The sequence below is a fragment of the Odoribacter sp. AF15-53 genome (genome assembly GCF_003479425.1).
Classification (GTDB): domain Bacteria; phylum Bacteroidota; class Bacteroidia; order Bacteroidales; family Marinifilaceae; genus Butyricimonas.
The window spans coordinates 61,472-83,810 of record NZ_QUHC01000003.1 but is presented as its reverse complement, the minus strand read 5'-3'; the positions used below and the strand labels follow the sequence as shown (position 1 = coordinate 83,810).

Below are 22,339 nucleotides of genomic sequence, written 5' to 3'. Positions count from 1 at the left end.
CTATGGAAGATCAGATAAACTTTGAGTCTAGAATAGATTTTACTGACTTGAACGAGAAGATAGCCCGGATACGGGAGCAAATGGGCAAGGTGATTATCGGGCAGCGGGAAGTGGCCGATCTGTTACTCACGGCGATGCTGGCTGACGGACATATATTAATCGAGGGAGTGCCGGGGATAGCCAAGACGTTAATGGCGAAGGTTATGGCCCGGATGTTGGATGCTACTTTCAACCGGATTCAGTTCACGCCGGACTTGATGCCGAGTGATATTCTGGGAACTTCGGTTTTTCTCCCGGCAACAGGGCGTTTCGAGTATCGGAAAGGGCCGATATTCTCGAATATCGTGCTGGTGGATGAAATTAACCGGGCCCCGGCAAAGACGCAGGCGGCTTTGTTCGAAGTCATGGAAGAACGGCAGATCACGAATGACGGGGTGGAATACAAGATGGATTATCCTTTCGTGGTGGTCGGGACACAAAACCCGATAGAACACGAGGGAACTTATCGTTTGCCCGAGGCCCAGTTGGATCGTTTCCTGTTTAAAATCAACGTGACATACCCTTCGGTGGAGGAGGAGATCGAGGTGCTTGAATTGCATGACCGGGGAGCGATTGCCCGTTGGCAGGAGCTTGAACCCGTGTTGAGCGTCGAGGCTTTGAAGAAACTGAGAGGGCAGGTGGCTCAAGTGCTGGTCGACCCGAAGATCAAATCTTTTATCGTGCATATCGTGGAAGCAACTCGTAAGAGCGGGTGGCTTTATCTTGGGGCGTCTCCTCGGGCGTCGATCGCGCTGATGAACGGGGCGAAGGCTTTTGCCGCTATTCAGGGACGGGATTTTGTCGTGCCGGATGATGTGCTTTACCTGGTGGCTCCCGTGTTACGTCATCGGGTGCAATTGTCTTCCGAGAAAGAGATGGAAGGGGTGACGGTTGACCAGATTATACAACAGCTAGTGTCTAAAATTGAAGTTCCAAGATAGTGCGTGTATTTAAAGAGACATATTTATCCCGGCGATTTTTCCTGATTATCTTGTTAGGAATATTCTCGCTTGTGATGGCTTACGTTTTCCCGTTGCTTCTTATTTGGGTAACGGGGGCTTTGTTCACGGTTCTGTTTTTATTTTTGTTGGAATTGTTCGAGTTGTACCGGAATGTGAAAGGCGTGGAAGCGTCGCGAGTCGTGGCGGATAAACTGTCTAACGGGGAGGAGAATCCGGTAAGTCTGATATTGAGAAATCGTTACCCGTTGAACGTCCATTTTCGTGTTATAGATGAAATTCCGGTAGAGTTCCAGAATAGGAATATTTCCTTTCACGCGGAATTGAAGCCCGGTGGTCAGGAAGAGATTCGTTATACCTTGCGTCCCACGAAACGGGGGGCTTATAATTTCGGGAAGATTCGGGTGTTTGTATCCGTTCGTTTCGGGTTGGTGGAGAGGCGTTATTCTTTTGACGCGGGGCGGGATGTTGCCGTGTACCCCTCATTCATGATGATGCACCGTTACGAGTTGATGGCGTTCGGGAATTATCACCCGGAGAACGGGGGAATACGTACCCGGCCTCTTGGGGGGAATATGGCATTCGAGCAGATCAAACTTTATGTTACAGGGGATGATCCCCGTACGGTGAACTGGAAGGCCACGGCAAAGTACAATCAATTGATGGTGAATACGTATACCGAGGAACGATCACAACAGATTTATTGTCTGGTTGATAAAGGGCGTACGATGCAGTCCCCTTTTAACGGGATGACGATGCTGGATCACGCGATCAATTCGGTATTGACCCTGTCTAATGTAATATTGAAAAAAGGAGACCGGGCAGGATTGATTACTTTCTCGAATAATTCCCGTAATTGCGTGAAAGCCGATAATCGGGTGGGGCAATTGAACCAGATCAGCGAGGCATTGTATCGCTTGGAGACGCATTACCAGGAAGCGGATTTCGAGAAATTGTATATTTCCGTCAACCGGCAAATCCCTACCCGGAGTTTATTAATTCTCTTTACGAACTTCGATACCGTGTCCGGATTGCGTCGGCATCTTCCGGCCTTACAGCGATTGGCTGCCCGTCATCTGGTACTGGTTATTCTTTTCGAGAATTCCGAATTGAACAAGGCCCTCGAACGTCCGGTGCGCACGCTGAAAGATGTTTATTTCGAGACAATTGCTGCCGGGTTTGCCACCGAGAAACGGCAAATGGTACGGGAATTGAGTCAACTCGGCATCCGGGTTATTCTCTCCAAGCCGGAATCCCTCACGGTCAACAGCATTAATAGTTATCTGAACCTGAAAGAGCGGAAGTTGATTTAAAACTCCGCTCTCCTGATCTATTTTAATTATCTTTTGCCGAACAAACGATAAGAAAGAGCCGTTGAAAACGAAGAGTGATTTCCTAGAAATTTCCCTTCGAATTGGATATGAATACCGTATGGTATTTCCAGATCAATACTTGTGTTCATGTTCCACGAGTGCATTTTTTGAAATAAAATATCATGATAAATGAACGTGGGGGTAATTTTTGAGTTTATCTCGTTGAGAAAATGTAACGGGAAATTTTTATTTTGAAATATCTCCTTTGTTACGTAGTAGTCTATTTTATATGTTATATCGAATTCTGTATAATTGTAAGTTCCTCCAGCATAAATATGGATGTTTTTTATTGCAAAAGAATTAGTATGAAAGGAATACCCGAGCTTAATATCAATTTCCTGATATTTTGTTTTATTGCTAATCTTGTCAAAATGATTCCAATACATGGAATATCCAATTTGAGGTTTGAAGCCCTTGTAGAAATATTCGCTTTTAACTCCGAATCCGTATTCCCAGCCATCAGAACTTATTTTATGGGCAGATTCTTCCGGGTTGTATAAATAATTTATTGTTCCATTATTGTATATTTTTCCTCCGAAGGCATACAGATTGAGGAATGGAAATACCCAAATGTCTGGTTGCAGGCGGATTATATTGAATGAATTTTGTTTAACCTTAACACTTTTGGGAAGTTCTTGCCATACGTTTTCCCAAGCAGAAGGATCAATTGGTTCTTGATTATTTTCAGTATCCCACATATTACCTCCATCAAAAGCAACCCTTGAATCTACAAGATAATTTTTCATGGAATTGTAATTCCGATGATCATAACGTACGGTAATCCCAAACGGGGATTTATTTCGCCATTGCGAATAACTTTCTGTTGTTATTGTAACTTTCTTTTGTGCTGCGCTTGGGAATATCACCAATATGCTCCAAGCAAGGAATAAAATGTATTTCATATAGCCGCCGATTGATTAATAGAGGCAATGATACATTTTATTTCTGTTAAAATACAATTTATCTTGTTATTTAACTTTTCATCTATAGAAATGTGTTGATCGTTACTCCTTTTTCGGCTCTTCTTCGTCAAAAATTTTAGGGTCTTGGAATGTCTTGTTCGTCGTGTGTTTATCCAGCGTGAGCAGGAGTGACGGTAGCAGGATCAGGTTCGAGAGCATGGCGGCTAACAGGGTAATCGAAACGAGGATACCCAGGGCGACTGTCCCCCCGAAGTTTGAAAGTGCGAAAATACCGAATCCGAAGAACAGGATGATCGCGTTGTAAATCATACTTTGTCCCGTCTCTTGCAATGCCAGTACGGCGGATGAACGGATACTCCAGTTCGTTCCTTGCAATTCCTGCCTGTATTTGGCCAGGTAATGGATCGTCCCGTCGACGGAGATACCGAAGGCGATACTGAATACCAGGATCGTGGAAGCCTTGATCGGGATACCAAAATACCCCATGATGGCGGCCGTGATAATCTGCGGGATGATATTCGGGATTAAAGCCACGAGTACCATGCGCTTACTCTTGAACATCCAGGCCATGAAAACGGCGATCAAGAGAATTGCCAAGGCTAGCGAGGTAAACAAGTTAAACACGAGGTACTGGGTTCCCTTGAAGAAAATAATACTGGATCCCGTGACTTTCACCGTGTAACGGTCATTGGGGAAATGTTTCTCGACAATTTCGTATAGCTTGTTTTCTTTCTCCTGCATCTTCTTCGTGCCGATATCTTTTACCCGGAAACTGAGGCGAACCCGTTGGAGCGTGGAATCCACGAACGAATTAGCCTGTCCGCCGATGGCTCCCGTGGATTGGGAGGCGTATTTCAAGATAAAATTCTTCGTCATGTTTGTCGGGAGCCTGTAATAGACGGGCTTCCCGTTATAGAATGCCTGATTGGCAAATTTGATGACCTCGATAAGAGAAATCGGTTTGGAAATATCTTCGTCTTGTGCCAGTTCCTCGGATAATTTATCTAGTTTTTGGAGGTTGTTCAAGTTCAGCACTTGTTTGGGTTTGCCGAAATCAACCGTCACTTCCAGGGGCATCAACCCGTCAAAGTTCTCCTCGAAGAAACTCAGGTCTTGCCGGATCGGGTCTGTTTCTTTCAAGTCATCGACCATGTATCCCGTGGATTTCATCAGGGATATCCCGATCGCTCCCAGTACAACCACGGTCGTGGCGGTGATATACACGGCATTCCGGTGATTCAGGATGAGGCGAATCACTCTATCGAGAGTTCCGGTGATAAATTTATTATGTAGGTGTTTGATTTGCTTGCTGTCCGGTTCCGGCATGAAACTGAAACCGCAGGGAATCATTACCAGACATACAAGGTACACGAACGTGATTCCGATAGAAGCGGTTATACCGAACTCCACAAGAATCTGGCTCGAAGTAACGATAAAAGTAGCGAACCCGGCAGCTGTTGTCAGGTTGCTCAGGAACGAGGCGTTCCCGATTTTCTGGATCATGCGTTGCAGGGCCTTGATCTTGTTCCCGTGACGGTCGAATTCCGCGTGGAATTTATTGATCATAAATACCATGTTCGGGATACAGATCACGATTAATAGGGGGGGTAACATCGCCGTGAGCAGGGTAATTTTAATACCCAACATGGCCATGACGCCAACCGTCCAGCTCACGCAAATCAGCACGATCAATAGACAGAAACTGATAATCCGGAAAGAACGGAAGAACAGGTAAAGGATGAATGTCGTGATCAACAACGACAGAATGATAAACATGTACATCTCCCCCTTGATACTTTCCGCGTTGACAACCCGGATATAGGGAAGTCCGGAATAATGCATCTGGAGGTTATATTTCTCCGTGAAATGTTCCGTGATCGCCACGACGTCTTTCACCAGTCCCACGCGGGCGGGAGAATTCATCACGTCAGCGGAGACGGAAACCATCATCCCGTATATATCTTTCGATTTATTGAACAGGGTTCCGTCATAGAACGGCAGGTTCTCGATAATATTCACCAGGCTGTCCAGTTCTTGCTGATCCTTTATATGGCTGGGGAAGATGGGTTGAATATCGAATTTCTTATTTAGCGTGTCTTTGTGGAGGTTGAACGAGTGGGTGATATCCACGAGAGCCACAACCCCGTTCAATGCTTTCAGACTGTCGCACATGCTGATCCAGTCGTTCAACTTGTCAAGCTGGTAAAAGTCTTTATCTTGTATGGCAAAGACCATCACGTTGCCTTCTTGTCCGAATTTCTCGTGAAAATCGAGATAGTCAAGATATGCGCTATCCGTGGCGGGGAGCAAGTTCGAGTATTCATAAGACATTTCCACTTTCGGGATTTGAAATCCCATGAAAATAGTAATAATTAAGACCCCTGCGATAAAGGCCACCCGATTACGAAGAAGAATCCCTGCTATCTTAATCCACATGATGTTTTATTGTTTTGCGCATTTGTTGGCAAAAGTAGGATAAAAGTGTTTAATCTTTTAAGAGTTTCGGATTTTTTTTGTGACGATTAGCATCTCTTGTCGTTTTTTTGGCAAAATTGTTGTTTATCGCCTCGTTCAAATCAACCCCGGTTTGATTCGCCAGGCACACGAGAACCCAGAGCACGTCACTCAGCTCTTCTGCCAAGTTATCCTTCTCTCCTTCCTTATACGACTGTTCCCCGTATTTTCGAGCCATGACCCTGGCCAGTTCCCCGACCTCTTCTACCAGAATCGTCATGTTCGTCAACTCGTTAAAATATCTTACCCCGTGAGTCTTGATCCACGCGTCAACGGCTGTTTGTAGTTCTGCAATATCCATTGTTACCAAGTTAAAAGTTAAAAACTAAAAGATAAAAGTTCATTTCTCAGGTTTGGATTTGAGTGTTCTTGTGGCAAAAATATAACTTTTATCTCGTAAAATTGAATTCATACAACTTTTGTCTTTTAGTTGTTAGTTTAACGATCATAGGCGATTCTTTGAATCAATTAGGATCGTTACGGGTCCATCATTTAAAAGCTCGACTTTCATTTCCGCGCCGAATTGACCGGTCTTGACTTCTTTGTGAAGTTCTTGGGTCAGGACGGAAACGAATTTTTCGTACAGGGGAATAGATATGGCGGGAGCTGCTGCATCTATGTAGGAGGGACGGTTGCCTTTTTTCGTGCGGGCCATCAGGGTGAATTGGCTGACAGCGAGGATTTCCCCGTCGGTTTCCAGAATGGATTTATTCATCACGCCATTTTCATCATCAAATATGCGGAGATTGACGATTTTAGAGGCCAACCAGTTGATATCCTCGTCCGTGTCGTCGGCTTGGATGCCGACTAGGATCAACATGCCTTTACCGACAGATGAGAATAATTGCTCGTTGATCGTGACGCTTGCCCGTGTCACACGTTGTATCACTATTTTCATGAATGGAAATGTAAAAATTGAAATTAGAGTGAAACGTACGAACCATACGTTCATACATTCCACTCTAAACTCTAAATTTTAAACTCTAAACTTTAGATTATTTTTTTCTCGCGTACAATTCTTTGATAGAATCGGCCAATCTCTTAACACCTTCGATGTTTTGTTCTTCGCTCATGTAAGAGAAATTGATACGCATGGTATTTTTGCCTTTTCCGTTAACGAAGAACACGGTTCCGAGTACGAAAGCCACGTTTTTCTCGATAGCGATCTGGAACAATTCTTCAGCATCGTATCCTTCCGGTAACGTCAGGAACAGGAACAAACCTCCTTCCGGGCGAGTCCATTTCACTCCTTCCGGCATGTATTTCTCGAAAGCTCCCAACATGGCTTCCAGTTTACTACGATACATTTCAACGATTTTCTTTACGTTGGCATCGAAGTAGTTCTTTTCGAAGAATTTAACCGTAATTTTTTGCAAGAAGGCTGAAGTACAAAGGTCTGTACTTTGTTTTGCTTTCACGAAGTTGTCGATCACCATCGGGTGAGCAAGAACCCATCCCATACGGAATCCCGGTAAGAAGATTTTGGAGAATGTTCCTAATGTGATTACGTTACCTTCGCCATTATCTAGATCATACAACATACGTTGCGGTTTTCCAGAGAAACGTAATTCACGGTAAGGACTATCCTCAATAATCATGATTTCGTATTTCTTGGCAATATTCAAGATTTCTATTCTTCTGGCTTCCGGCATGGTCATACCTGCGGGATTCTGGAAATCCGGGATCAAATAAATAAATTTCGGTTTCTCTCCTTTAGCTTTCATTTCGGCTAAAGTCTTTTCCAGTTCCACTGCGCTCATCCCTTGTTCGTCTTGAGCGATACCTACTCCCACGCCACCGTAAGAGTTGAAAGCACCGAGAGCTCCGAGGTAAGAGGGTAATTCGCAAATATATTTGTCTCCGCGGTTCAAGAAAATTTTACCAACTGTATCCAAACCTTGTTGAGAAGAGGTGATTATCGTGATGTTGTCTTTAGTTACATAACTTAATCCCTGATCCCGGTAACGTTGAGCGAGGATTTCCAGTAATTGTGGAACTCCTTCGGTTGAACCGTATTGGCAAGCAGCAGCACCATCTGTGGCGATAACTTCCGCACAAATTTCTTGTAATTGTTCCAACGGGAAAGATTCCTTAGCGGGAAGACCTCCGGCGAAAGAAATAATTTCCGGCTTTTGAGTTAATTTCAACAACTCTCTGATAGCAGAGCGCTTCATCCCTTTGGCGCTGTCTGATAGAATTTCTTTGTAGTCGCTAACCATGTTTATTCTTATTTAAAGTGAATATACGCTGTTAAGTATTTGTGTTGCGAAGTTAATAATAAGTTTTTGAAATAAAATTTTTCGTATCAAATTTTTAATAAAATCAATCGTGTCACTTTCATTTTGTATGTTTTCGAGCTTTTTTAGTAATAATTTGATTTTTCGGGAGCTTGATGATCGTGTCGAAAATCCGTATGGAATTTGCGGGTAAGTTATTTGGAATAAACAGTTTTTTCGATTAGTTTTGCAGACCAAATAAGGAGCCCTTGTAGTTCAACGGATAGAACGGAAGTTTCCTAAACTTTAAATGGCAGTTCGATTCTGCCCGGGGGTACGAAAAGCTAAAGGCTAAAAATTGAAAGCTAAAAGTAAATGACATATCATCTTACTTTTAGCTTTTTTTATTGGAGGTGTGTTATTTATCATGGTCTGTTACCGGAGAGTTTTATCCTGAATTCGTTATTACTACTTTATGAATACTTGAGGACTAGTGTTAGTAATCATATCATAAAATTATAAAAAACCTATATAAACCTTATTATAATAGGGTTCATATAGGGTTTCTATAGGGTTCGTATAGGGTTCATGGAGGTATTGAGCAAGTAGTGAAAAGTTAGTAAGTACGTAATGATTATAAAACTCTCTATTAATTATGAATTAATTGTTAGGCAGTTATGTTAGTTTACTCGTGGTCGTGTCCGGCTTTGTTTTAAAAACCGAAAATGATGAATTGCAAGTTCTTTCGCAAGAGGGCGATGGCCCGTTTGTAGTGGGTCTTGGCTGTCGATTCGGCGATATCCAGTTCTTTGGCGATGGAAGGAAGGGTTTTGTGTTCTACGGCGTGTTTTAACAGGACTTCTTTCTGTTTTTCGGGTAATTGGGCGAGGATTTGATTCAATCGTCGTTGTAAGTTTTCATCCGGTTCTTCGTTCGGGAGGTCGGAGAAAAGCATGGCCTCTATCATTTTATCCTGGTTGTTGTCGTGGATTTTAAGACTTCGAATGTATTTCAGGCAGGCGTTTTTGACGATCGTGAGCAGATAGGCGACCACGTTACGTTTCTCGTCGTATTTGTCCAGGTTAGACCATAACGTGAAGAACGCATCTTGTACTAGGTTTTCCGATTCGTCCCAGTCATATAGGTAGCGCATGGCGTAGTGTTGAAGCTTCGAGAAGTACTCCACGTATACGACACGAAAAGCTTCTTCATCTCGTCTTTTGATTCTCTTGCCAAGTTCGTTAATGTCTATCTGTTCGTTCACGTGAGCTGGATTTTGATGACAAATTTATCTATATTCTTGATTGTTTTACAAAAAAGATGAAAATATTGTCCCCCGTTTCGGGGTCGTGTGGATATTATATTTGAAAATGAAAATATAAAATGTATGAAACAGGATGGTCATATAGATTGGAATTTACTCGTGCGGGGTATGGACGGGGTGTTGTCGGGAGAGGAGAAAGAGTTGTTCGAGGAGTGGATGGCTGATCCCGAACACCGGAAGTATTACGAGCGAATGGTTGCCGAGTGGAACGGGGATGCGGTGCACGAGACTAATATGCCGAGAGTTTTGTCGAAACTGGACGTGATGTTACGGGAGCGAAGACGGCAACGGCGTTTGGTGTTACGCCGGAGATGGTTGGGTTGGAGTGCGGCAGCCGTGTTGCTTATCGGGATCGGGGGGATGTTTATGATTCCCGATCGGCAACCGGAGGTAACGGATACGCCTGTTGCGGAGATTATCCCGGGAGAGAGCAAGGCGATTCTGATGTTGGCGGACGGAACGAGTGTCCATCTGGATAAAACGACGGATACTTCCCGGTTAGCAATCGGTGTTGCCGAGATCGCGAGGAACGAGGGAAAGGTTACTTTCGCGGATGACGAGGGAGCCGGGGAGGAGGCGTATAACACGGTGATTATCCCGAAAGGAGGGGAGTATCACGTGGTGTTGAGTGACAAGAGCGAGATTTGGTTGAATGCGGATTCGAAGTTGCAGTTTCCCGTGAATTTTAGAGGGGGGGAGCGTCGGGTGATTCTTTCGGGGGAGGCGTATTTCAAGGTGGCGCATGACGCGAAGCATCCTTTCGTGGTGGAAACGGATCTGGGTAACGTGAGGGTTTACGGGACGGAGTTCAACGTGAAACGCTACGCGGACGAGAAGGAGATCAAGACCACGTTGGTTGACGGGAGCGTGGGATTTTGCAAGAAGGACGACCGGGAGAATTATATAAAAATCAAGCCGGGTTATCAGGTGAGTTATGAAAACGGAGGGGATGCGGTTGTCCGGAAAGTGAAGATTGATAACGAGATCGCGTGGAAGGGGAAGCAATTCCGTTTTGAACGTTGCCCCTTGGATGAAATCATGAATGATGTGATGCGCTGGTACGACGTGGATATTACGTTTGGTGACGAGGCTTTGAAAAAGTTGTATTTCACGGGAACGCTGAATCGTTATGCGAAGATCGAGTCGTTATTACGTTTTTTCGAGGCCGGTTGTGATATCAGGTTCGAGATTAAAGGAAGAAGTATTATAGTGATGAGAAAATAGAAAAGTACGAGTTATAAGTTTGGCGACCTGAACTCGTACTTCTAACAAGTTTCACATTAATGTTAACATGTAAACAATCAAAAGTATGAAAAAAAATCGATTTGACAGGCAAGGTATTCCTGTTAATTTAAGAAAAATGTTTTCAGGTATGAAATCACGTGTTTTTTTGATGCTGTTTTTGACGTTTGCTGTTTCGGATGTTGTTTTGGCTCAATCGAAAACAGTGACGTTAAACGTGAAGTCGGAACCGTTGAGTGATGTTCTTATTTATATCAAGGACGCGACGGGGGTTCAGATTATTTTTAACGAGAACCAGTTGGAACAAGTGACGTGCGGGCCTGTGTCGGTGAAGGATGTCCCGGTAAAGGAGGCTATTGATGCCGTGTTGAAGGGGAAGGGGTTCTTTTGCGAGGTGCTTGACGGGGTTTACGTTATAAAACGGGAGGCGAAGAAGGAGGAGGTGAAAAAGTTGACGATTACCGGGAAGGTGGTTGACGTGAAGAATAACCCGCTTCCGGGGGTGACCGTGCGGATCAAGAGCACGATGCTTGGGGTTGCCACGGATGTTGACGGAAATTACTCGATCACGCTGACAGCGGGGGAAGAGAAACCGGTGCTGGTCTTTTCGTTTGTCGGGATGACTTCCCGGGAGGTCACGTACGCGGGCAAGGAGGTTATTAACGTGACGTTGGAGGACGAGGCCTCGGAGATTGACGAGGTGGTAGTTACCGGTATTTTCAAGAAGGCGAAGGAGAGTTACACGGGGGCGGTATCCAGTATTAATGCCGAGCAATTGAAGATGTACAAGGGGCAAAACGTGTTGCAGACGTTGAAAAATATTGATGCTTCGTTGAATTTCACGGTGAATAATGCGGTGGGAAGTAACCCGAATGCCGTTCCGCAGATTAATATCCGGGGAAATTCTTCTTTGCCGATAAGCGTGCAGGAGTATAACGAGAGTGCTTCGAATGCTGTTAATACTCCCTTGATTATCCGGGATGGTTTCGAGATTTCTCTTGAACAGTTGATGGATTATAATGATGACGAGATTGAGTCGATTAATATATTGAAGGATGCGGCAGCCACGGCGATTTACGGTTCACGCGGTTCGAATGGTGTGATCGTGGTGATCACGAAACAACCGGAGGCCGGGAAGTTGCGGGTGAACGTGGAGGTCGGTATGGATTTGGAGATTCCGGATTTGAGTTCTTACGATTTGTTGAATGCCGCGCAGAAGCTGGAATTGGAGAGAAGTCTGGGGTTGTATGATAACACGGTGGCCCCGAGTAATGACGTGTGGTATAAAGAGGCTTATTATAAGAGATTGCGGGATGTGCTTTCAGGCACGGATACGGATTGGTTGAGTAAACCGTTGCACACGGGTGTCGGGACGCATTATAATTTGCGGATGGAAGGCGGTAGCGAACAGTTCCGCTGGGGTGTTTCAGCGGCTTACAAGGATATTCAGGGTGCGATGAAGGAATCCTCCCGGCGTAATTTTAACGGGTCGGTTACTTTGATGTACCAGATGAAGAAGCTTATTTTCAGGAATTATAGTTCTTACACGACGAATGAGGGGAAGGAGAGTAAATATGGTAATTTTAGTGATTACGTGAAGCAACAACCTTATAATGCTGCTTATGATCAAAATGGTAAACTGGTGCGTTATTTTGATGGATTTCACAAAGCTACTGGTAAGTCGCAAAATCCGTTGTATGACGCTACATTGAATAGTTTTGATAAAAGTGGTTATCAAGCATTGACGAATAATTTCTCGGTGGAATGGAAGCCGACGGAAGAGTTGACATTGAGAGGACAAGTGGGGATTTCCGGGAAAAATACGACGAATGATGCATTTTTACCTGCGGAACATTCCACTTTTACCGAGGACGAATATTATTCAACGGATGAAGGGTTCTTGCGTAGAGGAACTTACACGTATAGCCCGGGGCGGACTAGCAGTTATGACGGAAATCTGACGTTGGCTTATAATAAGGTGTTTCATGATAAACATCAAGTGTATGTCGGGTTGGATTACTCTTTATCCGAGTCGCGAAGTTATAGTTATAGAATCGTTGCAGAGGGTTTTACAAATGAAGATATAAATTTTTTGGGGAGCGCTCGTCAATACGCGAAAGACGAGGGGCCTGGTGGAAGCAAGATGAAGACCCGGCGGATGGGTTTGACGGGAAATGCGAACTATATTTTTGATAATCGTTATTACGTGGATTTGTCTTACCGTATGGACGGTAGTTCGACTTTCGGTAGTAAAAAGAAATACGCCCAGTTTTGGAGTTCCGGTATCGGTTGGAATATTCATAACGAGAAGTTTTTTTCGAATGACGTGGTGAATACCTTACGTTTGAAGGCTTCTTACGGGGAAACCGGAACGCAGCAAGGTTCTTCCAGCGGGGCTTCTACGATTTACAAGTATATTACGGATAATCGTTACATGCATTGGACCGGGGCCGTTTTGCAAGGTTGGGGAAATCCTTACCTGACTTGGCAGAAAACGAATGAATTTAATATCGGTACGGAGATCGGGTTGTTGCAAGGTCGCGTGAAGGGAGAATTTAATTTTTACACGAAGCGAACCGGTAATTTGTTATCCAATATGGATTTACCTCATTCCATGGGATTCTCTTCTTACGTGTCTAACGTGGGAGAGGTGAAAAACAGGGGATGGGAAGCTTCGGCAACCGGTTATTTGATTCGTGATACGGAACGAGAGATTAATTGGATGATTGGCGGGCAGTTGGTGTATAATAAAAATTATATTTCTAAACTTTCAGAGGCAGTGAAAGCCCAGAATGAGGCTTATTTGAAAGAGGACGTGGATGTTGCTAATTTGTTTTACGAGGGACGCCCGCAGAATGCTATTTATGCCGTGCGTTCCTTCGGGATTGACCCAAGTACGGGTAAAGAGGTTTTCTTGGATAAGAATGGCAAGGAGACGGATATTTGGAATGCTTCTGATAAAGTTTATTTGGGTTCGAAGGATCCGAAGTACCGGGGGAATTTTAATACGATGTTTATGTGGAAGGGATTTACTCTTAATATGTCATTCGGTTTTTATTGGGGCGGTAAGGTTTACAACCAGACTTTGATTGACCGGGTTGAGGTTACTAGAACCACGTTGATGAGTCAGAACGTGGATGCACGTGTATATAAGGATCGTTGGCAGAAACCCGGTGACGTGGTTTCTTTCAAGAAGTTTGACAACACGGCAACCCGGGCTACTTCTCGTTTCGTGATGGATGATAATGTTTTCGAGCTTCAGTCTGTTGCCCTTCAATATAAATGGGACGAGGGTTGGTTGCATAAGCATACCCCGATAAGTTCGGTTATTTTTAGTGTGAATATGTCAGACCTTTTCCATTTTTCAACCGTGAAGATGGAACGGGGAACGAGTTACCCGTATGCCCGGAATATTCTGGGTAGTGTGAAATTCTTATTTTGATGAACGATTAAAAAGTTACGGATATGAGAAAATTATATTTAGTGTTCGGGATGGCGTTGATCTTTTGTTTGTCTGGTTGTAATGATTGGCTGGATGTGCGTCAGGAAACGGAGCAGAAGGAGGAGGAACAGTTTGCCACGTACAAGGGATTTTGCGATGCGTTGACGGGATGTTACATGACGTTAGGAGATAAGGCTGTTTACGGGGAGAAGTTGACAATGAGTAATATCGAGTCGCTGGCAAATTTGTGGAATCCGCTCACAACGGATCCGGGAACGGAGCGTTCTGCCGATTATTATCTGTCATTGCATGATTACGAGAGTGATGCCGCCAGGGAGGCCATGCAGGCTGTTTGGTCGAAGTTGTTTAATGTGATCGTGCAGGCTAATGTGATTATTAAGCATGTAGAGGAGAATAAGGATGTATTTGATAGTGAGGCTGCTCGTTCAGTGGTTTTGGGAGAGGCTTACGCTATTCGAGCTTATTGTCAGTTGGATGTGTTGCGTTTGTTCGGGCAAGTGCCACAAAAGGCGACCATACAGGTTCGTTTGCCTTACTCGGAGACAACGGCTTTTGATGAGAAACCGGCGTATTATGCTTTTGAAGATTATGTTTCCAAGTTGAAATATGATTTAAATCAGGCGGAGTCTTTATTGAAAGATAATGATCCGATTTTTGAATATACGTTTTCACAGTTGAATTTCCCGACATCTAATTTGTTGGATGATAGTTATCTGTATTATCGTCAAGCTCGTTTTAATTATTGGGCCGTGAAGGCGTTACAGGCGCGGACATATCTTTATTTAGGTGAAAAGGAGTTGGCTTATGGTGCGGCTATGGCTGTTATCTCGGCAAAGGATTCGGACGGGAATCCGGTTATGACGTTAAGCGGTGCTTCCGATATTGTAGGGCAGGGGTATAAGGCTTGCCCGAATGAGTGTTTGCTCTATTTGAGTAAATATGATATCAAGTCTGTGGCCAATATATTGATCGGGGGAAATGATGTTCAGGCTAATTCGACTCGTCTGTACATAACGGCAACCCAGTTGGCTGATTTGTTCAAAGGACAGGAAACTGATTCTCATAATCGTTATCGTTATGTTTGGAATCGTAATGTCAAGGATGCAGCTAATAAGTCTTGTGCAGCGATTTTGAAATATTATTTTGCGGATAATGCGAGTAACCAGATGTTGTATTATCAAATAATCCCGATGTTGCGGATGTCTGAAGTGTATTTAATTGCTATCGAGACAACGAAGAATTTAGTGGAAGCGAATCAATTGTACGCGGATTATATGCGGGATCGTGATGTCGTTTTAAATGAAAACGCTTTCGGTTCGTTAGATGACGTGCAGGGGATAATCGTGGATGAATATAGACGGGAATTTTTTGCGGAAGGACAGACATTTTATATGTACAAACGTTTAAATATCAAAGATGTACTTTGGTATACAAAGGGGCTGACAGAACAGGATTATGTGTTATGGAAATGCGTGAGTACCGAGTTTAATGCTTAATATTTTAAATTCAAATGATTATGAAATATATAAACAATATACTTATTGCCGGAGCGTTGATTTTCGGGTTGGTGGCTTGTGAGAAGGATTTGCCGGAATATGAGACGACGGTTTGTCAGTTAAATTTTAAGTACAGGACTACAGATATTAGTACCGAAGAGGTTACTGATGATATGCGAGTAGGTTCTCATTCTTTTAAATTGAATTCAGGAATTGGGGTAAATATAGATACGGTTTGGGTCAGAGTTGCCACAATGGGATATTTGTCAAAAGAAGATCGGCCCTTTGAGCTCGAGCAGGTTATGACGGGAGAGAAGGATGCCGTGGCGGGAAAGCATTACGTGGCGTTTAGTGATGTGGAGATGCAAAATTGGTATTTTATTCCGGCCGGGCAGGCAGAAGCTTTAGTCCCGATTGTTGTAAAGCGTGACCCGTCATTGGAAACGAGTGGTGATGTCGTGTTGAAGTTTACATTTAAAGAAAACGGTTATTTTAAGTTGGGATATCCTGAATTTTCGGTTTACACGATTGTTATTTCGGACCAGTTGGCGAAACCGACTATGTGGGCAACTTGTCATCTGGATAGTTATTTCGGGGCTTATGGTGCCATGAAACACGAGCTGATGATAGCATGGACGGAACAAGCGTGGGATGATGCTTATATCGAATCTCTTTTTTATGAATATCAATATAGCGGAGGAACCGTGGCATGGTTTCCTAAAGATCGTGAGTACGTGAATTATTTGGCTTCGTGGTTTGCCGAGAGGTTATTAAAGGAGAATGCCGAACGATTAGCAGATCCGCAAATCGGGGATGTTTATCGGGAGGAGAATAATGATGCTGTGGATTTTACACCATTGGATTAGTAATTTAAAATGATGATCATGAAAAAATATATAATAATTCTAGCCTGTAGCTTGTTGGGGGTCGTATCTTGTTATGATGACGATAGTCATGTGGCCACGAAGTTGCTTAACGATATTGTGATAGATGGACTGAAAGATACATCGGCTATATCATGTAGTACGGTTTTGGATCTGATTCCGGAAGTTAGCGGTTATTCGGAAGAAGAGTTATCCTATGCCTGGTATATTTACGGGGGTGAGTTTGAAAAGCAGACGGACAAAGGATACCGGACGGTTCAGATTGATTCCGTGAAAAATTTGTCTTGGGCGGTAGATGTGAAAAAGGGAGATTACACGTTGGTGTTCGAGGTTACTAATAAAGAAAGTGGCTATGCCGTTATGAAGGAGGTGAAATTAACTGTTTCAACGGCTTTTTCAAGAGGGTTTTATATATTGAAAGAAACTTCTGACGGGAATACCGATTTGGATATATATAACGAGGGAAATAAGCAATTAATGACGAATGTCCTGGACGGTACGCAAGGGGATGCGATGCGAGGAAAGCCGAGAAATTTGAGTGTTATTTACGAGAAAGCTCATGTTGATCCGGAAACGGCAGCGAGCGGGTATACGACTACGGTGTTTGTGGGGGCAGGTGAACGTGATATGGCTTGTTTTCGCACGGAAGATTTGGTGAAAATATTTGATCGTTCGACTTTGTTGTATGGCGAGATGAGCGAGGAAGAAGTTCCTTATTGTATGGCGACGGCTGGTGCTTATAACTTCTTTTTTTCGAGTAAAGGGATTCGAGGAGATTATGCGGGTATGTTTGGTTCCGAATATACGACGGGGAGATTGGGTTATCCAAAAGGAAACGGAGCAAGTTCTTTCGTGCAGGCATGTGATGGTAGAGGCTTGATGTTTTGGAACGAGCAACAACATCGTTTATGTTATTTTGCGGGAGATGAAGTTGAAGAAATCGGGTATATGGGGGGAGAGATTATTTGGGATAACGTGAGGGCGATTGCTACGGGGTGGAATCATTTGGCCGGAGAGAATACAATGTGGTATATGTTTGAAGATCAGAATGGCCAGCGTTATTTGGTTTTAATTAACCCTAAATTTGAGGTAGTTGAAGTACGCCGTTTATCGTCTTCTTTACATATTGCCAACGCTGACATTATTGCAGGGAACGGCTTGTCATCCTATTCTATATATTCGGTACATAATAATCAATTATATCGTTATAGTTTGAGTGAGGATGCTTCGGAGGTTTTATTATCCCTTCCGGGTTCAATAGAAGGGCAGATTACTTATTTATCGGATATTTATTTTGGAAAGAGCTTTGATTATATCGTGATAGGAACTCAAGCGGGTGATAATTATGCGTTGTATATGTATGAGATACAGGGAGGGCAACCTTATGGAGAACCGGTTCATGTTGTAAAAGGAAATGGAAAGATAAAGCAAGTTCGTTATGTTTCCCAGTCTATAATATGGGCGATGATGCCTAATTATTATGCATTTACGGATTATGCTTCAATGTTTGGGATGGGACCGGATTTTCCATATTAAAGCTTGGGGCTGAAAGGTGTAGTGCAAATGATAGATAATTAACGTATTAATGAACGATTTTTATGAAAAAGATATTTTTGATATTACTGGGCTTGGCCTTGTTTTATCCGGCCTTGGCACAGACGAATTTTCGAGATGTTACTTACAAGGAGGCTATCGCTGCTGCTAAAGCTGAAAAGAAGCAGGTGTTTATAGATTTTTACACGTCTTGGTGCGGGCCGTGCAAGATGATGATGAAGAATGTATTCCCGTTGAAGGAGGTGGGTGATTACCTGAATGCCAAGTTCGTGTGTGTGAAGATTGACGCGGAGAAAGGCGAGGGGCCGGAGCTGGCTAAACGGTACAAGGTGAAAGCGTATCCGACTTTCGTGGCGATTGATCCCGATGAAAAAGTGTTGATGACAAAAGAAGGAGGGGCTTTTGATGGAAGGGAGTTTGTCGGAAGTATTGATCGGTTGATTGATCCGAACAAGAGTCCCGAACGTTTGCAACAACGTTACGAGAGAGGTGAGCGGTCGGCTGATCTGGTGTCCGCTTACGCGGGAATGAAAATGGAACAAGTGTATCAAAATCGTCGGCCGGATATGTCGAAGAAGGATGAGGCCTTTAAGATGGTGCAGGATTATTTCAACGGATTGAATGATCGGGAGAGATTGAAGGAAGAAAATCTGTTTATTTATACTTCTTTCACGGAGAGTCCGACGGATGCTATCGCGCAATACATGATTGCGAACCGGAATAAGTTTGCCCCGACGATCAAGGATAAGATTGCGGGACAGATTGCGGCTTTGTATAAAATGGAAATCCAGAAGTATATTACGGCACAAGTACCCTTTGATCAGCAACAATATGATGCGGTGAAAAGAGGTATTCTGGATTTGGGATTGAACAAGGAGGATTATTACACGGGAGCATTTCGTTTGATCGAGTGTTACGGGAAAGGAGATTTGAGTGCGTTCCTGACATTGTTTGAGAAAGAGTATGACGGGTTGAATGATGATTACAAGGCTTCTATGATGTATAATTGCGCTCAGTTGTTTGCAGCGGGGGATGAGACTGTAAAGGCTCGTGTCGCGAAATTCCTACGCGGGTTGTTCCTGGAAATGGACGCGACGATGATTATGTTTGTTGCCCAACAATTAAGCCAGTTGGAGGGCGGGGGACATTAAAGATAAAAATGCTATCGAAATCGTTTCTGTATCCCGGTTTCCCTTGTTGGAGGTCGGGATATTTCTATTAGAAAGATATTTCTTTCGGTTAATGGTGCGTTGTTGGCTCTTTTTTTATACTTTAGCCGAACTAATTAGAAAAAGTGATGAATATGTATACGATAGACGATTTAAAGGAGATTATCAAGGAAGAGTTAGAGAAGAAAGAGTATATGCAGGAACCGTATTCGTTGTTTGAACCGATCCAGTATATATTGGAAGACGGGGGAAAACGGTTGCGGCCGATGCTCACGTTAATGGCTTATAATCTTTACCGGGAGGATATCGAGAAAGTGTTGAAGTCGGCTATCGGGATCGAGATATTTCATAATTACACGCTTTTGCATGATGACGTGATGGATGATGCCGAGTTGAGAAGAGGGCGTCCGACAGTTCACAAGAAGTGGAATCGGAATGTGGCTATTTTGAGTGGGGATGCGGCAGCGATCACGGCGTACCAGTGTATCGAACATTGCGAGGACAAGTATTTGCGCCGGGCTATCGACTTCTTTAATCAAGTGGCAATGGACGTGTGCAAGGGACAGCAATATGATATGGTATTCGAGACTCGTAATGACGTGACGGAAGAGGAATATATTCACATGATCTATTTAAAAACATCTGTGTTACTTGCCGGTAGCTTGCGGCACGGGGCTTTGCTGGCGGGGGCTCCGGAACATGAATATAATGCTTTGTATGATTTCGGGGGAAATCTGGGATTGGCATTCCAGTTGCAGGATGATTATCTGGACGTGTATGGTGATGTGGCAGAGTTCGGGAAAAATATCGGTGGAGATATTGTCGCGAATAAGAAAACGTATATGTTGATCAAGGCTCTCGAACTGGCAGACCCGAAAACAAAAGAGGAGTTGTGGGGATGGATCGAGAAAAAGCAGTTTGACCACAAGGAGAAAATCGAGGCCGTGACCCGGATATATGACCGTTTGGGAATTAAGGAGGTGGCTTTTGCCGCTATTGATAAATATTTGAAGCTTAGCCGGGATATCTTGGATAAAATAGAAGTTCCGCGAGAACGGAAGGTTGATTTTTACGAGATACTTGATGCACTTGGAAATCGAAAGAAATAAATGGATATTTAAATGGAAAAATCGAAGCAACGATTACTGGATGAACGTTACCTGAGAATGGCCCGGATATGGGCGGAGAATTCGTATTGCGAGCGTCGGCAGGTGGGGGCATTGATTGTGCGGGGGGATGCGATTATTTCGGATGGATACAATGGAACGCCTTCGGGGTTCGAGAATGTCTGCGAGGACGAGAATAACAAGACGAAGCCTTACGTGTTGCACGCGGAGGCTAACGCGATCACGAAAGTGGCGAAATCAAATAACAGTAGCTTGGGGGCCACGCTGTACGTGACGGCTTCTCCTTGTATCGAGTGCGCGAAATTGATTATACAGGCCGGAATCCGGCGGGTGGTGTATTCGGAAAATTATCGGAGTGCCGACGGTATCGAGCTATTGAGTAAGGCGGGGATCGAGGTGGCATTTATCGAGTTGGACGAGAATAAAGAATTTAAAGATTAAAATTTAGGCGATCATGAATAAGAGTAATTTGAGGGCGTTGCTGACCCCGATCGTGTTGGCGTTGGCTATTGTGTTCGGGATGATGTTGAATCGGTTCTTGCCGGATCGTGGCCAAGTGTCGGCGTCCTCGGAGATGTTTTTGCCCGTTACGGGGAGTAAGCTGGATTTGATTATTAATATGATCCAGCATTCGTACGTGGATACGGTGGACACGAGGGAGATCGTGGAGAATGCGATTCCTGTTATATTGAAAGATCTGGACCCGCATACGGTGTATATTCCGGCAAAGGATATGCAACGTGCGAATGAAGGGATTGTGGGAAATTTCGGGGGTGTGGGAGTGCAGTTCTACAAGTATCTGGATACGGTGACGGTCGTGAAAGTCGTGCCCGGGGGACCTTCGGAGAAGGCCGGGATAATGGATGGAGACCGGATCGTCCGGGTGGGTGATTCTGTTGTTGCCGGGGTGAATAAAAACACGGATCAGATTATGGCGATGATGCGGGGAGAACTGGGAACGAAAGTCGAATTGACGATCGTGAGAAGGGGGGAACCGAAGCCTATAAAGAAAGAAATTATTCGGGGAAGTATCCCGGTGAAGAGTGTTGACGTGGCATATATGCTGAACGACACGACGGGATACGTGAAAATCAATACTTTCGGGATGCACACGTATGCCGAGTTCATGAGGTCTTTGGTCGACTTGAAGCAACTGGGGATGAGGAAGGTGATTATTGACTTGCGGGAGAATGAAGGAGGAGTGCTACCGATAGCGATTCAGATGATTAACGAATTCTTGGATGCTAACAGTTTGATCCTTTACACGCAGGGACAAGCACAACCTAGAACGGACTACAAGTCTAACGGTAAAGGCCAGTTTAAGGATTTGAGGGTGGATGTGTTAATCAGCGAGTTTAGCGCATCGGCCAGCGAGATATTTGCCGGGGCGATACAGGATAATGATCGGGGGCTGATTATCGGGCGTCGTTCTTTTGGCAAGGGATTGGTACAGGAACAACGGCCGTTGCCTGACGGTTCCGCTTTGCGTTTGACCGTGGCTCGTTATTATACACCTTCGGGACGTTCTATCCAAAAACCGTATAACGAGGGGAAAGAGAAATATTATAATGATCTTTATAATCGTTTGGTGCATGGGGAATTTTCCCAGAAAGACAGTATCGTTTTTGACGAGAATCTGAAATATCAAACGGTTGGCGGACGTACGGTATATGGCGGTGGCGGTATCATGCCGGATGTTTTTGTCCCGGCCGACACGACAGGGGTTTCCCGTTATCTGGCTAACGTGACAAAGACGCAATTGTTGTACGAGTACACGTTTGCTTTCATGGATAAGCATCGGGCCGAAATGAAGAACTTGAAAGATTACAAACAGATTCAGCAGTATTTGAAATCGTTCGATCTGGTGAACGAGATGGCAAATTATGCTGCCGGGCGGGGAGTGAAACGGGACGAGAAGGGTATCCGGGAATCTTACCAAGTGATGCGTGTCCGGATCGAGGCGTATATTGCCCGTCACGCGATAGATGACGAGGGCTTCTACCCGATTTTGGGCCAGATTGATAATACTTTGCAGGAAGCGATTAAACAATAATTG

The 22,339-nt window shown here is 44.1% G+C and carries 17 protein-coding genes and 1 tRNA gene; 12 read left to right on the top strand and 6 right to left on the bottom strand.

The genetic code is table 11. The annotated features are described in order from the left end of the window. Nucleotides 1-2 precede the first annotated feature (2 nt). On the top strand, nucleotides 3-980 hold the full coding sequence (locus DWW52_RS08490; RefSeq protein ID WP_118715064.1) for a MoxR family ATPase: 978 nt from the start codon (nucleotides 3-5) through the stop codon (nucleotides 978-980). Then, entirely contained in the window at nucleotides 980-2,311 is a 1,332-nt protein-coding gene (locus DWW52_RS08485) for a DUF58 domain-containing protein (protein WP_118715063.1), read from the top strand. Before DWW52_RS08490 ends, DWW52_RS08485 begins: the two co-directional genes overlap by 1 nt. Before the next feature lie 26 nt (nucleotides 2,312-2,337). On the opposite strand, the gene DWW52_RS08480 is transcribed toward DWW52_RS08485, so the two are convergent. The 5 genes from DWW52_RS08480 to DWW52_RS08460 form a co-directional block, all read right to left on the bottom strand. Continuing rightward, entirely contained in the window at nucleotides 2,338-3,273 is a 936-nt protein-coding gene (locus DWW52_RS08480; protein WP_118715062.1) for a hypothetical protein, read from the bottom strand. 102 nt (nucleotides 3,274-3,375) lie between these two features. After that, nucleotides 3,376-5,730: an RND family transporter gene (locus tag DWW52_RS08475; protein WP_118715061.1), complete on the bottom strand. Its 2,355-nt coding sequence runs from the start codon at nucleotides 5,728-5,730 to the stop codon at nucleotides 3,376-3,378. A 49-nt stretch (nucleotides 5,731-5,779) separates the two neighbouring features. Beyond that, nucleotides 5,780-6,109, bottom strand: coding sequence for a nucleotide pyrophosphohydrolase (locus DWW52_RS08470; protein ID WP_118715060.1), 330 nt, complete (start codon nucleotides 6,107-6,109; stop codon nucleotides 5,780-5,782). Between the two features lie 144 nt (nucleotides 6,110-6,253). Beyond that, nucleotides 6,254-6,706: a D-aminoacyl-tRNA deacylase gene (gene dtd / locus DWW52_RS08465; RefSeq protein WP_118715335.1), complete on the bottom strand. Its 453-nt coding sequence runs from the start codon at nucleotides 6,704-6,706 to the stop codon at nucleotides 6,254-6,256. 97 nt (nucleotides 6,707-6,803) lie between these two features. Beyond that, on the bottom strand, nucleotides 6,804-8,027 hold the full coding sequence (locus tag DWW52_RS08460) for a PLP-dependent aminotransferase family protein (protein WP_118715059.1): 1,224 nt from the start codon (nucleotides 8,025-8,027) through the stop codon (nucleotides 6,804-6,806). Nucleotides 8,028-8,289: 262 nt separating this feature from the next. On the opposite strand from DWW52_RS08460, the gene DWW52_RS08455 reads away from it, so the two are divergent. Next, nucleotides 8,290-8,361: transfer RNA gene (locus DWW52_RS08455), tRNA-Arg, on the top strand. Nucleotides 8,362-8,736: 375 nt separating this feature from the next. Here the strand turns inward: DWW52_RS08455 and DWW52_RS08450 are convergent. Then, entirely contained in the window at nucleotides 8,737-9,288 is a 552-nt protein-coding gene (locus DWW52_RS08450) for an RNA polymerase sigma factor (protein WP_118715058.1), read from the bottom strand. A 123-nt stretch (nucleotides 9,289-9,411) separates the two neighbouring features. On the opposite strand from DWW52_RS08450, the gene DWW52_RS08445 reads away from it, so the two are divergent. From DWW52_RS08445 to DWW52_RS08405, 9 genes are all read left to right on the top strand, one after another. After that, the gene (locus DWW52_RS08445) at nucleotides 9,412-10,572 is read left to right on the top strand and encodes a FecR family protein (RefSeq protein ID WP_118715057.1); all 1,161 of its coding nucleotides are present in this window, start codon (nucleotides 9,412-9,414) and stop codon (nucleotides 10,570-10,572) included. 85 nt (nucleotides 10,573-10,657) lie between these two features. Then, a complete protein-coding gene (locus DWW52_RS08440; protein ID WP_118715056.1) occupies nucleotides 10,658-14,032 on the top strand; it encodes a SusC/RagA family TonB-linked outer membrane protein in 3,375 nt (1,124 codons plus the stop codon). Nucleotides 14,033-14,055: 23 nt separating this feature from the next. Next, the gene (locus tag DWW52_RS08435; RefSeq protein WP_118715055.1) at nucleotides 14,056-15,549 is read left to right on the top strand and encodes a RagB/SusD family nutrient uptake outer membrane protein; all 1,494 of its coding nucleotides are present in this window, start codon (nucleotides 14,056-14,058) and stop codon (nucleotides 15,547-15,549) included. Between the two features lie 20 nt (nucleotides 15,550-15,569). Continuing rightward, nucleotides 15,570-16,415: a DUF4843 domain-containing protein gene (locus DWW52_RS08430; protein WP_158582530.1), complete on the top strand. Its 846-nt coding sequence runs from the start codon at nucleotides 15,570-15,572 to the stop codon at nucleotides 16,413-16,415. Nucleotides 16,416-16,433: 18 nt separating this feature from the next. Beyond that, on the top strand, nucleotides 16,434-17,969 hold the full coding sequence (locus tag DWW52_RS08425) for a PKD-like family lipoprotein (RefSeq protein ID WP_158582529.1): 1,536 nt from the start codon (nucleotides 16,434-16,436) through the stop codon (nucleotides 17,967-17,969). A gap of 62 nt (nucleotides 17,970-18,031) precedes the next feature. Then, entirely contained in the window at nucleotides 18,032-19,138 is a 1,107-nt protein-coding gene (locus tag DWW52_RS08420) for a thioredoxin domain-containing protein (RefSeq protein WP_118715052.1), read from the top strand. A 152-nt stretch (nucleotides 19,139-19,290) separates the two neighbouring features. Beyond that, nucleotides 19,291-20,265, top strand: coding sequence for a polyprenyl synthetase family protein (locus DWW52_RS08415; RefSeq protein WP_118715051.1), 975 nt, complete (start codon nucleotides 19,291-19,293; stop codon nucleotides 20,263-20,265). A 12-nt stretch (nucleotides 20,266-20,277) separates the two neighbouring features. Further along, complete coding sequence (locus DWW52_RS08410) at nucleotides 20,278-20,724, top strand: dCMP deaminase family protein (protein ID WP_118715050.1); 447 nt, start codon at nucleotides 20,278-20,280, stop codon at nucleotides 20,722-20,724. Nucleotides 20,725-20,737: 13 nt separating this feature from the next. Continuing rightward, complete coding sequence (locus DWW52_RS08405) at nucleotides 20,738-22,336, top strand: S41 family peptidase (protein ID WP_118715049.1); 1,599 nt, start codon at nucleotides 20,738-20,740, stop codon at nucleotides 22,334-22,336. Nucleotides 22,337-22,339: the final 3 nt, after the last annotated feature.

Bases quoted from the DNA above. Each gene is read 5' to 3' on its own strand.
- DWW52_RS08460 (WP_118715059.1), bottom strand. From the start codon at position 8,027: ATGGTTAGCGACTACAAAGAAATTCTATCAGACAGCGCCAAAGGGATG.
- DWW52_RS08415 (WP_118715051.1), top strand. From the start codon at position 19,291: ATGTATACGATAGACGATTTAAAGGAGATTATCAAGGAAGAGTTAGAG.
- DWW52_RS08420 (WP_118715052.1), top strand. From the start codon at position 18,032: ATGAAAAAGATATTTTTGATATTACTGGGCTTGGCCTTGTTTTATCCG.
- DWW52_RS08430 (WP_158582530.1), top strand. From the start codon at position 15,570: ATGAAATATATAAACAATATACTTATTGCCGGAGCGTTGATTTTCGGG.
- DWW52_RS08410 (WP_118715050.1), top strand. From the start codon at position 20,278: ATGGAAAAATCGAAGCAACGATTACTGGATGAACGTTACCTGAGAATG.
- DWW52_RS08445 (WP_118715057.1), top strand. From the start codon at position 9,412: ATGAAACAGGATGGTCATATAGATTGGAATTTACTCGTGCGGGGTATG.
- DWW52_RS08435 (WP_118715055.1), top strand. From the start codon at position 14,056: ATGAGAAAATTATATTTAGTGTTCGGGATGGCGTTGATCTTTTGTTTG.
- DWW52_RS08490 (WP_118715064.1), top strand. From the start codon at position 3: ATGGAAGATCAGATAAACTTTGAGTCTAGAATAGATTTTACTGACTTG.
- DWW52_RS08480 (WP_118715062.1), bottom strand. From the start codon at position 3,273: ATGAAATACATTTTATTCCTTGCTTGGAGCATATTGGTGATATTCCCA.
- dtd (WP_118715335.1), bottom strand. From the start codon at position 6,706: ATGAAAATAGTGATACAACGTGTGACACGGGCAAGCGTCACGATCAAC.
- DWW52_RS08470 (WP_118715060.1), bottom strand. From the start codon at position 6,109: ATGGATATTGCAGAACTACAAACAGCCGTTGACGCGTGGATCAAGACT.
- DWW52_RS08425 (WP_158582529.1), top strand. From the start codon at position 16,434: ATGAAAAAATATATAATAATTCTAGCCTGTAGCTTGTTGGGGGTCGTA.
- DWW52_RS08405 (WP_118715049.1), top strand. From the start codon at position 20,738: ATGAATAAGAGTAATTTGAGGGCGTTGCTGACCCCGATCGTGTTGGCG.
- DWW52_RS08475 (WP_118715061.1), bottom strand. From the start codon at position 5,730: ATGTGGATTAAGATAGCAGGGATTCTTCTTCGTAATCGGGTGGCCTTT.
- DWW52_RS08440 (WP_118715056.1), top strand. From the start codon at position 10,658: ATGAAAAAAAATCGATTTGACAGGCAAGGTATTCCTGTTAATTTAAGA.